This window comes from Nocardiopsis sediminis (assembly GCF_042650565.1).
Classification (GTDB): Bacteria; Actinomycetota; Actinomycetes; order Streptosporangiales; family Streptosporangiaceae; genus Nocardiopsis_B; species Nocardiopsis_B sediminis.
Window position 1 is genome coordinate 1 of sequence record NZ_JBHSBH010000018.1, and the last position, 10381, is coordinate 10381.

Sequence of the window (10381 nt, forward strand, 5' to 3'; positions counted from 1 at the left end):
CCCGAACCACCCACAAAGAGCGTTTCCCGAGGCTTTTCCGCAGAGGCGGAGCTTCCGTCTTGCTGTGCTGTTGAATTTACCAGCCTCTCGCCCGCCCGCCAAATCGGCGTTCCGGCGATGAGTACCGGTGAATCGAACAACCGTCGGAACCATTTCGAATCTTCGATAATGATTCCACGCGAGATTATCAGGATCGGACATACGCCCGAGCCATGCGCTCTCACTCGACTTCATCGTGGGGCCGGTCGAACGAGCCAACGCCCGCCGTTCCACGACGACCATGCAACGATAGGGTCCGCGCCCGGAAACGTCAAATCAACCATGGGGACTCGCGGAAGAGCCCTGGTGGCGGGGGTCGACGTCCTTGAAGCAGGAGGTCGGTCTCCGGGCTCGCGCGGTTCGTGAGGTCCACCCGACGGGGGCTCAGGACCGCGCGGTAGGTCAAGCTTCTCTGCCTTGTTCTTAATGTTTCTGCCCCGGCAGCCCCCGGCTAAACGCCCGCCCGGGCAAAATCTGCCGCCCGAGGATCCCCTGATCCAGGCCTTGAGCAGCAGGTACATGGCCCTTACCGGGGTGGTGCAGTGGTTCCTCCACCGGCTTCCTCCACCGCACCACCCCGACGTCCACCTGCCGATCCGGCGCGCTCCCGGCCGCGGCGCTCTCAGGGCTCAGACTCGGGCTCGGACAGGGAGTTCAGACGCCGACGACGATCCCGCCGACGTTGCGCTTGCCCCTGCGCAGGACGAGGTAGCGCCCGTGCAGCAGGTCGTCCTGTGTCACGCGGGCGTCGACCTCGGTCACCTTGGTGTTGTTGAGGTAGGCGCCCCCCTCCTGGATCGCGCGGCGGGCAGCCGACTTGCTGGCGACCAGGCCGGAGGCGGCGAGCAGGTCGACGACGGGCGGAAGTTCGCTCACCGGGCCGGCCACCTCGGTCCCGGGCACCTCGCGGAGGGCGGCGCCGAGGGTGGCGGCGTCGAGGCCGGTGAGGTCGGCCTGCCCGAAGAGGGCGCGGCTGGCCTCGATGACCTTGCGGCACTCGTCCTCGCCGTGGACCAGCGAGGTCAGCTCCTCGGCCAGCGCCCGCTGCGCCGCGCGGGCGGCGGGGCGCTCGGCGGTCTGGGCCTCCAGGTCGGCGATCTCCTCGCGCGACCGGAAGCCGAACACCTTGAGGTAGCGGACCACGTCACGGTCGTCGGCGTTGAACCAGTACTGGTAGAAGGCGTACGGGCTGGTCAGCTCGGGGTCGAGCCAGACGGTGCCGGACTCCGTCTTGCCGAACTTGGTGCCGTCGCTCTTGGTGAGCAGGTTGGTGGTCAGGGCGTGGGCGCCGCCGTGCGGGGCGTTGCCGTCCATGCGGCGGATCAGGTCGAGGCCGGCGGTGATGTTGCCCCACTGGTCGCTGCCGCCGATCTGCAACGTGCAGCCGTGCCTGCGGTAGAGCTCGACGTAGTCGTAGGACTGGAGGAGCACGTAGCTGAACTCGGTGTAGCTCATGCCCTCGCCGTCGAGCCGGGTCTTGACGGTCTCGCGGGCGAGCATCTGGTTCACGCTGAAGTGCTTGCCGACGTCGCGCAGCAGCTCGATCGCGCTCATGGACGACAGCCATTCGCCGTTGTCGGCCAGGATGGCGTCGGTGGGCTGCGGGCGCTCCCCCTTGGGGGTGAACCGGAGGAACGCCGAGAGCTGCCGGGCCAGGACCCCGACCCAGCCCTTCACGGTCTCGACGGAGTTCAGCGACCGTTCGGCGGTGGGCTTGGGGTCGCCGATCAGGCCGGTGCCGCCGCCGACGAGGGCGATGGGGCGGTGGCCCGCCTGCTGGAACCGCGCGAGGGTGAGGACCTGGGTGAGGTGGCCGACGTGCAGGCTGCCCGCGGTGGGGTCGAAGCCGCAATAGAGGGTGACCGGGCCATCGGCGAGGGCCTTGCGAAGCTCGTCAAGGTCGGTGGTCTGCGCGAGGAGCCCGCGCCATTCGAGTTCGTCGATGATGTCGGTCACTGTGGTCTTTCCGTGGGTCGAGGCGGCTTCGCACGCCGGAGGCGCCAGGCGCGTCGGACCGCCTTGGTCACCTGCTGTACGCCTTCCACGGTATCCGCTGCCCGCTGCGGGTGCCGACCTCTTTTTCCCCGGCGGCTCCGCGGTGACCGCGCCGCCCCTGCCGGGGGCCGGCCGGCGCCGCGCGGCGGGCGTGCCCGTTCTCCTGGACGTCCGGGTGGGCACGCGGCCGGCCCGCTGCGCCGCTCTGAGGGGCATCGCGCCGGCCTATTTCGGGCGACCCCGCCGTTCGCTCCCTGGCAGGGGAGGTCGGCTGGTCGTGGACGGTATCCGAAGGTAAACCGACTTCAGTTGACCGGATCCGGACAGGTCGGGTAACCGATTGTTCACGCGCCGCATCTTCCCCGATATCCCCGTTGTGGGTGAACCTCATGGGGTCCGAAGTCCCCCGCTCTACTTTGGAGACCTTCATGCCGACGGCCGTCCGCCGGATCACCGGCCTACTCGCCGCAGCGGTCACCTCCCTGGCCTTGCTCCCGGGCTTCGCCGCCCCCGCTCAGGCCGCCCCACCCCCGCCCCCCTCCCTGGACGATGCCCGCTCCCAGCTCGCCGCCCTGACCGTCGAGGCCGAGGCCGGCGACGGATACGACCGCGACCTGTTCCCGCACTGGAGCACCGTCGAGGGCAATTGCAGCGCACGCGAGTACGTACTGCGCCGCGACGGCGACAACGTGGAGGTGGGCAGCGACTGCTACCCCACGTCCGGTTCCTGGTACAGCGTCTACGACGGGGTGACCAGCAGCGTCCCGTCCGAGATCAGCATCGACCACTTCGTCCCGCTGGCCGAAGCGTGGCGCTCGGGGGCGGACTCCTGGTCCACGAGCCAGCGCGAGCAGTTCGCCAACGACATCGACTCGCCCCAGCTGTGGGCCGTCACCGCGTCGAGCAACAGCTCCAAGGGCGACCGCGACCCCGCCGAGTGGCTGCCCACCCGCACCGAGATCCACTGCGACTACGCCAAGAGCTGGATCAACGTGAAGTACGTGTGGGAGCTGAGCATCGACTCCGCCGAGCAGGCGGCGCTGGAAGACCTCCTCAACAGCGCCTGCTAGAACACCCGGCGCTGTGCGGCGGTGCGCGGAGTCGTCCGCGCACCGCCGTCGCGTGTCAGCGGGCCGCGAGCAGCCGCTCGCCGAGGTGTTCGGCGATGGCGAGCGAGGAGGTGGCGGCCGGCGACGGGGCGTTGCGGACGCAGAGGAACCTGCCGTGGGTGTCCACGGCGAAGTCGTCGAGCAGGTCGCCGCCGCGGGTGAGCGCCTGCGCGCGCACCCCCGCAGGGGCGGGGAGCAGGTCGGCGGCGGTGATCTCGGGGACGAGGCGGCGCGCCTCGCGGGCGAAGGCGGCGCGTGATGCCGACACCGCCATCTCCTTGGCCCCGACCTTCCAATGGCGGCGGGCCAGCCGCCAGAAGCCGGGCCAGGCCAGGGTCTCCCGCAGGTCGCCGGGGAGGACGTCGCGCAGCCCGTAGCCTTCGCGGGCCCCGGCGAGGATCGCGTTGGGACCGGCCATCACCTCGCCGTGCACGTGCCGGGTCAGGTGCACGCCCAGGAACGGGTAGCGCGGGTCGGGCACCGGGTAGACCAGGCCGCGCACCAGGTGGCGGCGCTCCGGAGCCAGTTCGTGGTACTGGCCGCGGAAGGGGACGATACGCGGGTCGGCTCCCGCTCCGGCCATGGCGGCGAGCCGGTCGCCGTGCAGGCCGCCGCAGATGACCACGGCGTCGAAGCGCCGCTTGACGCGCTCGCCGCGGGGGTCGCCCGTCAGGACATCGGCGCCGTCCTGGTCCTGGCGAAGGGCGATCACCGGGGCGTTCAGGCGCACCCGGCCGCCGGCGCGGCGCACGTCGTCGGCCAGGGATTCGGCGACGGCGATGAAGTCGGTGATGGCGGTCGTGGGCGAGTACAGGCCGGCGACCCCCGCGACGTGCGGCTCGATCTCGCGCAGCCCCTCGGGGCCGAGCCGCCGCACACCGGGGACGCCGTTCTCGCGTGCGGTGCGTTCGACGCCGTCGAGCCGCGCGGCGTCGTCGGCGTCGGCCGCGACGAGGACCTTGCCCGCCTGCTCGTAGGGCAGGCCGTGTTCGGCACAGTAGTCGGCGAGCAGGGCGACGCCCCGGCGGCACAGCGTGGCCTTGAGGGAGCCCGGACGGTAGTAGAGGCCCGCGTGGACGACCCCGCTGTTGTGGCCGGTCTGGTGGGCGGCCACGCGGTCCTCCTTCTCCAGGACCGTGACCCGCGCACCGGGCCGGTTCAGCGTGACCCACCTGGCGAGCGCGAGGCCCACGATGCCGCCGCCGATGATGCCGATCCGATCCATGCTCATCCGGGAAACGCTAGCAAGGCGCGACGAACGGCTCCTGGCCCGGTTACGCAGTTGCCGCCGCGGCGGTCAGTGGCCTCTCAGCGTGTTCTGGAGCCGTCCTTGGAGGTCGGTGAGGTCGTCCAAGTGCAGGTCCTCCCCCCTTGCAGCCGTCTTGAGCAGCGGATTCAGGCCGTTGTAGAAGGTCTGCGAGAACCGCGGGTAGTAAGCGGTCGGCGGACGGCCCCTCGCTCCGCGGACGGAGTCGAGCAGCAGGTCGGCGTAGGCGCCTCGGCGCTCCTCCACGCTGGTCATGGGGCGGTCGTCGGTGGCGCAGCCCGGCTGCACGCCCTCGGCGACCTCTCCGTGGTAGGCGTCTTCGCGCACCGGGGCGTAGCCGGCGGTGTGGAAGAGGCGGCGCTGCTGTTCGGCCGCGGTGAGGAACTCGATGAGGTCGACGGCGGCGTCGCGGTGGGGCGACCCGGCGGCGACGGCGAGGCTCTGCCCGCCCAGCACGGCGCTGTAGTCGGGGAGCGGCAGCACGCCGAATTCGATTTCGTGGCCGCCGGGGTCCTCCCCCTGCTCCTCGACGCCGGCGAGCTCGTCGGCGGGGAGGACCCCCGGCCGTTCGGCGAGGTCGTCGTACCAGACGGGCCAATTGCGCATCGCGATGACCTCGCCGGCGGTGAAGCGGTCCGCGCTGTCGATTTCGGTGTCGTCGAGGGATCCGGGGTGGATGGCGCCGGTCGCCAGCCCGTCGGCGATGAGTCGCAGAGCGGCGCGCTGCGGGCCACCGGTGAGGTCGGCGCGCAGGCCGTCTTCGTCGGTGACCAGGCCGCGCTGGTCGACGTTGGCGACCTCCAGGGCGTTGACCGTCAGCCCTTCGTAGGCGGCCAGCTGGCCTGCGTAGCCGTGGACACCGTCCCGGCCCGCCTCCTCGGCGGCGGCGCGCAGCACCGTGAGCGTGTCATCCCAGTCCTGTCCCTCCAGGTCGTCCCGGTCGACCAGGTCGGAGCGGAAGTAGAGCAGGCCGGCGTCGGCGATGAACGGTACCGCCCACATATCGCCCTCGTAACGCACGGAGTCGAGGGTGTTCGGCAGCAGCCCCCTGGTGTCGACGTCGTCGAGGGCGGCGATGTGTCCGGCGCGGGCGAACTCGGCGATCCACTGGGTGTCGAGGTTGAGGACGTCGTAGCCGGGCCCGTCGGACTGGAGTTGGCGCAGCATGTCCGCCCTCTGGAGGTCGGTGATCCCGGACAGTTCGACGAGGCGCGCCTCGGGGCCGTCGCCGGAGTGGCAGGCGTTCCACTCCTCGATGAGCGCGGCGTAGATCCCTGTCCGCGAGGCGTCGCGGCCGGTGACGACGGTGAACTCATCCGGCGAGCCGGGTGGCCAGGCGATCCAGGCGACGAAGCCCACGGCGGCGATCAGCGCCAGAGCGACGAGGGCGGCGATGACCCCTCGTGGTCGGCGCGGTCCTCTGCTCCGCTCCTGCCCGCCGTCCTCGGCCATGGGTTCCCTTCCTCGTACCGCCCTCGGTGGGTCAATCGCCTTGGCGGGCGCTGATCAGTGCGTCGCGGCCGGCGAGGCCGGCCTGCTCGGGGTCCGCGTGGACGGCGACGCAGGAGATGCCGGAGAGCGCGTCGAGGTCCGGGAGTTCGCCGGTGCCGCACGGGTCCGGGTCTTCGCCGACGGCCAGGATGCGCACGTCGACCGGGGAGTCGGCGATGCGCTCCTCCAGTTCCGCGATACCGATGCCGGGTGCGCCGGGGATCGCGACGCCGTCGGTGATGACGACGAGCATGGGCGGCGCTGGCCGGTCGGCCCATTCCCCGGACAGGTTTTCGACGCCGTCGACGATCACGTCGGCCAAGGGGGTCGATGCACGGTCCGGGTCCAGGCCGTCGAGCCGGTCGGTGATGCGGCGGCCCTGGTCGTCGGCGTCGTCCATGGGGGCGAGGATCTCGTGGTCGGTGGCGTCGGCGGAGCCTCCCCTGGGGAAGGTCCACAGGCCTAGAGCGTCCCCGCTGCTGGAAAGGCCGGCGATGGCCGCGGCCTCGGCGCGGCCGGTCGTGAAGAGGGCGGTGGGGTCCCTCATGGACGAGGACGTGTCGATGGCGATGAGGATGGCGGCCTGCGGGTGGATGCCCGGAGGGCGGTCCAGAACGGCGCCGGCCCGGTTCTCCCAGCGGTCCGGGGTCTGTTCCCAATTCGGTACCTCGGCCGAGGCGAAGAGGCCGTCCATGGCGGGATCGGCCGCGCCGTCGGCGTCCCGGTAGCCCAGGTAGAAGCCGTAGTCGTCCGTGGAGGAGCCGTTGCCGGGGCCGATGGGGGCGGCCGTGAAAGGCTCGGGGCTCCGGTACAGCTCCGTCAGGTGATCGCGGAAGGCCTCTGCGATCTCGTCCGCGCCGTCGTCGACCCCGGCGGGCTGCACGCGCACGAACGGGTGGTCCAGGTAGGGCAGGTTCTCGGCGTACAGCGGGACGAGGGCGGTCCTCTCCTCCTCGGTGAGCCGGCCGGGGCAGCCGCCCTCGGTGCGGAGCCGATGGAGCGCGGCCTCGGTGGTGAGAACGGGCGGGGGCGGGCCGTCCCCTCCGGTGTCCGCGGCGCGGCAGAGGTGGCCGAGGTCGCTGTCGGTGGCGACCCCCGGTCGCACTTCGGCCTCGATGGCGGCCGCCGCGGCCGTGTCGGTGAATTGACCGTCGACGTCGATGGCGCCGCCCCCGTGGAAGAGGACGGCCGTGTGCAGCAGCGCGGTGGCGGAGCCGCCGGGGTCGCCGCGCTCGACGAGTGGGGAGTCCGGACCCGACGCTTCCTCGATGGCGTCGTGAACGTCGGGTACGGACCCCTGGCCGATGCCGGTGTCGCCCATGATGGTCACCGCGAGATCCCTGGGTACCGCGGCGATGAGCGGGGTGACGCGCGTGGGCTGGTCGGACACTGTCAGTTCGACCTCGGGGTTCACCTGGGCGGCAAGGCGCTCTCGGACCCAATCGGCTTCGATGGAGGAGTCGGGCAACCACACGTGCGGAAGGGGGCCGAGGGTCTGGTCCCAGCCATCGGCCAGGCCGAGCCGGACGTCCTCGGAGCGGTCGATCGCGTACACGGTGACGTTGACCGGCCGGCATTCGGCCCCGGCGGATCGGCCGTTGGCGAACCCCTCGGCGATCGCGGAGATGATGTCCGCGCTGTCGGGGGTGGTGGCGACGACCAGTTCCTCGGGCGGCGCGCAGGCGTCGTCGAGCGGGTTGAGCCAGATGACCAGGATGCTCGCTGCGACGAGGATCGTGGCGCCGCTCACGAGCAGGGCCGTAATCCGGCGCCATTTCTTGGAGGTACGGGCGAGCAGGGACACGCCGCCGAGGCAGAGCACGGCCACAAGCGTCGCCACCGGCGTGACGGGCCCCTGCCATTCCAGCACTTCGGCGTAGAGGGAAGGGCTGCCGAAGACGGCTGCTGCGATGACCACGGCCCCCGCAACGGCGGCGACGACCGTACTGACGACCCCGACCGCGTTGGCGACCTCGGCGAGCCACTCGCCGGCACCGGAGGGAGGGGCGTCATCCCGTGCGCGCTGCCCGGGGTGGTTCGGATCGCCGTTGTCTCCGCTCACCATATGACCATGAGCGGCGCGTATCCATTTTTATCGAGAAAGCGCCGCACACCTCCTCAATTGCCCAGAGCATAAGGTTTCCAGGAGATCAACTCCACTGATTGCGGGGTCAGCACGGTGCCGGATCCGGCCATGGGCCGTCCGCTTACGGCGGCGCCTCGGCCGTCCGCTTACGGCGGCGCCTCGGCCGGCCGCGTCGCGCCGCCCGCCCGGCCGGTCACAGGGCACGCAGCCCCTCCAGGACCAAGTGCAGGATGTTGTCCTGGGGGGCCGGGGCGGGATCGGGCGGGCACAGGCGCAGGGCGCCGGCGTGGATGAGGCCGGCGAGGAGCGGTTTGACGACGCCCAGCGGCAGCTCCAGCCGCGCGGCCAGTTCGGCGACCGTCAGCGGGCGCCGCGCCAGGCGCAGCGCGTCCGCGCGTTCGGGCTGGAGGGCTTCGGACCGCGCCGGCGGGCGGGTCGCGATCACCCGCGTGAGCATGTCGAGCCCGATCGCGGGCACCGCTTCCTCGATGTGCACCGCGAACGGCCGCACCAGGCGCCCGGCGTCGGTACCGGCGGCCCCTCTGGAGGCGCTCATCGGCCCACCCCCTCCTCGGCCCGGGCGCCGGCCCGCTGGCGCCGCGGGGATCCCGCGCGCCTCCGCAGGGCCCCGATGGCCGCCTGGTCGCCGCTGTCGAGCATCGCCTCGGGGATGACCGCGATCGCGCGGGTCCCGCCGTAGGGCGAGGGGCACAGCCGCACGGCGACACCGTGCCGGGCGGCCAGCCGCGCGACCACGAACAGGCCGAGGCGGGGCTCCTCCTGGAGGGCCATGACGTCGAACTCCGGTGTCCCCGCGAGGATCCGGGCGGCCGCGGCATAGCCCTGCTCGGTCATGCCGAGCCCCCGGTCCTCCACGTCCACGGCGATGCCGCCGGCGACGGGCCCGCAGTGGACGTCGACGGGGGTGTCGGCCGGGGAGAACTGGGTGGCGTTCTCGACCAGTTCGGCGAGCAGGTGCACGATGTCGGCGACGGCGGTCCCCCGCACTCGTACGCCCGGTGCGGAGGTGAGGCGGACCCGTTCGTAGTCCTCGGTCTCGGTGATGGCCGCGCGCACCACGTCGATCAGCGGCAGCGCCTCGCGCCAGCGCCGGGCGGAGTGCGCCCCGCTGAGGATGAGCAGGTTGTCGGCGTAGCGGCGGGCGCGTGTGGCCAGGTGGTCGAGGCGGAAGAGCTTGCGCAGGGTGACCGGGTCGTCCTCCTCGTGCTCGATCTCGTCGAGGACGTGGAGCTGGCGCTGCACCAGGGTCTGGTTGCGGTAGGCGATGCCCAGGAAGACCCGGTTGGCCCCCTGGCGGATCTCGGCCTGCTTGACCGCCGCCCCCACAGCGGTGCGCTGGGCGGCGTTGAAGGCCGCCGCCACCTGGCCGATCTCGTCCTCGCCGAAGGACAGCTGCGGCAGCTCGTCGGCGAGGTTCACCCGCTGCCCGCTCTGCGTGCGCGCGACGATCGCCGGCAGCCGGGTGTCGGCCAGGGCCAGGGTGTCGCTGCGCAGCCGCAGCAGGCGCCCGGTGAGCCGGCGCGAGGAGCGCGTGGCGACGACGATGGCGGCGATGCCGGCGACGAGCGTGAGGACGCATCCGGTCACGCCCAGCGCGATGATCTGCAACGCCGAGGAGTGTGCCGCACCCAGCGCCGCCTGCTGCTGAGCGGTGACGACGCCGTCGAGCTCGGCCCCGGCGCTCTGGGTCGCCTCGGCCCACTGCGCGCCGTCGATCCCGATCTCGGAGTTCCACCCGGCTCCGCGCCCGCGCTCGTCGCCGCCCGTGATGGGGGGCCGGGTCACGACCGAGCGGCTGAGCTCCTCGGTGCCGGTCCACGCGCCCGACCCGGTGGTCTCGCGGAACAGCGCCAGGACGTCGCCGCGCAGAGCGGGCTCGGTGTCGTCCAGGGTCTGCCGGTAGGAGGCGGTGAGGTAGGTGAACTGGGCGGTCTCCTCGTACTCCATGGCGCCGGCCGCGATCGCGCCGCTCAGCAGCGCGTCGGCGTGGGAGAACCCCTCGCGGGCTGAGCGCAGCTCGGCGGCCGTGACGGCCTGGGAGGCGGTGTCGTCGCGGTGGACGCCGCCCAGGAGCGACGCGGCGAGCAGGTCGGTGTCCTCGATCAGCGAGGTGTAGCGGATGAGCGCGTCGTCGCGTTCGACGTCGCCGGAGTCGATGTCGGCGCGCAGCCGCGCGAGGCGGTCGTCGCCGGTGAGCAGGGCGTCGGCGCCGCGGCGGACGTCCTCGGCGGCGTCTTGGCGCAGCTCCGGGGCGGTCTCGGAGGCGCGCTGCTGGGCGGCGTCGGTGAGCCGCCGCTGGGCGTCGAGGTCGGCCCGGGCCACGGTGTCGTCGGGGTCGCCCAGGTGGAGCTGGCTGAGCCGGCGCTCCTGGCG

8 protein-coding genes are annotated in these 10381 nt (G+C 72.3%); 1 reads left to right on the forward strand and 7 read right to left on the reverse strand.

All coding sequences use genetic code 11. The features are described 5' to 3' along the window. Both ACFOVU_RS27500 and tyrS read right to left on the reverse strand, forming a co-directional pair. Nucleotides 1-282, reverse strand: a 282-nt coding sequence (locus ACFOVU_RS27500) for a hypothetical protein (protein ID WP_378538268.1), incomplete at its 3' end; no start/stop codon positions are given. A gap of 411 nt (nt 283-693) precedes the next feature. Continuing rightward, nucleotides 694-1995: a tyrosine--tRNA ligase gene (gene tyrS / locus ACFOVU_RS27505; RefSeq protein ID WP_378538269.1), complete on the reverse strand. Its 1302-nt coding sequence runs from the start codon at nt 1993-1995 to the stop codon at nt 694-696. A 467-nt stretch (nt 1996-2462) separates the two neighbouring features. On the opposite strand from tyrS, the gene ACFOVU_RS27510 reads away from it, so the two are divergent. Beyond that, on the forward strand, nt 2463-3104 hold the full coding sequence (locus tag ACFOVU_RS27510) for an HNH endonuclease family protein (protein WP_378538270.1): 642 nt from the start codon (nt 2463-2465) through the stop codon (nt 3102-3104). Nucleotides 3105-3159: 55 nt separating this feature from the next. On the opposite strand, the gene lhgO is transcribed toward ACFOVU_RS27510, so the two are convergent. From lhgO to ACFOVU_RS27535, 5 genes are all read right to left on the reverse strand, one after another. Then, entirely contained in the window at nt 3160-4374 is a 1215-nt protein-coding gene (lhgO, locus tag ACFOVU_RS27515; protein ID WP_378538272.1) for an L-2-hydroxyglutarate oxidase, read from the reverse strand. A 66-nt stretch (nt 4375-4440) separates the two neighbouring features. After that, complete coding sequence (locus tag ACFOVU_RS27520; RefSeq protein ID WP_378538274.1) at nt 4441-5862, reverse strand: extracellular solute-binding protein; 1422 nt, start codon at nt 5860-5862, stop codon at nt 4441-4443. Between the two features lie 31 nt (nt 5863-5893). Beyond that, the gene (locus tag ACFOVU_RS27525; protein WP_378538275.1) at nt 5894-7963 is read right to left on the reverse strand and encodes a hypothetical protein; all 2070 of its coding nucleotides are present in this window, start codon (nt 7961-7963) and stop codon (nt 5894-5896) included. Nucleotides 7964-8180: 217 nt separating this feature from the next. Next, nucleotides 8181-8543 (reverse strand): DUF742 domain-containing protein, encoded by a 363-nt coding sequence (locus tag ACFOVU_RS27530; protein ID WP_378538277.1) that lies wholly within the window; start codon nt 8541-8543, stop codon nt 8181-8183. Beyond that, a partial coding sequence (locus tag ACFOVU_RS27535) for a sensor histidine kinase (RefSeq protein ID WP_378538278.1) occupies nt 8540-10381 on the reverse strand: 1842 nt, incomplete at its 5' end. The genes ACFOVU_RS27530 and ACFOVU_RS27535, both read right to left, overlap by 4 nt.

Excerpts from the sequence above, each read along its gene's own strand:
- ACFOVU_RS27510 (WP_378538270.1), top strand. The coding sequence starts at position 2,463 with ATGCCGACGGCCGTCCGCCGGATCACCGGCCTACTCGCCGCAGCGGTC.
- ACFOVU_RS27530 (WP_378538277.1), bottom strand. The coding sequence starts at position 8,543 with ATGAGCGCCTCCAGAGGGGCCGCCGGTACCGACGCCGGGCGCCTGGTG.
- lhgO (WP_378538272.1), bottom strand. The coding sequence starts at position 4,374 with ATGAGCATGGATCGGATCGGCATCATCGGCGGCGGCATCGTGGGCCTC.
- ACFOVU_RS27520 (WP_378538274.1), bottom strand. The coding sequence starts at position 5,862 with ATGGCCGAGGACGGCGGGCAGGAGCGGAGCAGAGGACCGCGCCGACCA.